1 protein-coding gene is annotated in these 549 nt (G+C 63.4%); it reads right to left on the bottom strand.

What is annotated here, in order from left to right:
• The coding region (locus EN845_RS33825) for an Ig-like domain-containing protein (protein WP_135931267.1) at window positions 1–549 on the bottom strand (549 nt) is incomplete at both ends.

A 549-nucleotide genomic window follows, 5' to 3' on the forward strand; every position in this document is an offset into this window, starting at 1 on the left:
TGACGCTATGCGTGTCGCCATTGTCGACATCGGTGTCGTTGGAAAGCACATTGCCGCTGACCGGATTGGGATCGGCCAGCGTGTTGGTGTCTTCCTTCACCGCCGCCGCATCGGCCACCGCCACCGGGCCGTCATTGGTGCCGTTGATGGTGACGGTCAGGCTGGAGCTCGAGGTGCCGCCGTGGTTGTCCGAGTTGGTGTAGCTGAAGACGTCGGTGACGGTGGCGCCTTCGGCAAGCTGCTGCACCGAGGCCAGGCCATTGTCGAGCGTATAGCTGTAGCTGCCGTCGCTGTTGAGATGCAGCGTGCCATAGGTGCCGACCAGGTCGTTGCCGACATTGCCAGCCGAGCCGTTGACGGCGCTGACGCTATGCGTGTCGCCATTGTCGACATCGGTGTCGTTGGAAAGCACATTGCCGCTGACCGGATTGGGATCGGCCAGCGTGTTGGTGTCTTCCTTCACCGCCGCCGCATCGGCCACCGCCACCGGCGCGTCATTGGTGCCGGTGATGGTGATGGTCAGGTTGGCGGACGAAGAGCCGCCGTGAT

This window comes from Mesorhizobium sp. M8A.F.Ca.ET.202.01.1.1, assembly GCF_004791595.1.
Classification (GTDB): domain Bacteria; phylum Pseudomonadota; class Alphaproteobacteria; order Rhizobiales; family Rhizobiaceae; genus Mesorhizobium.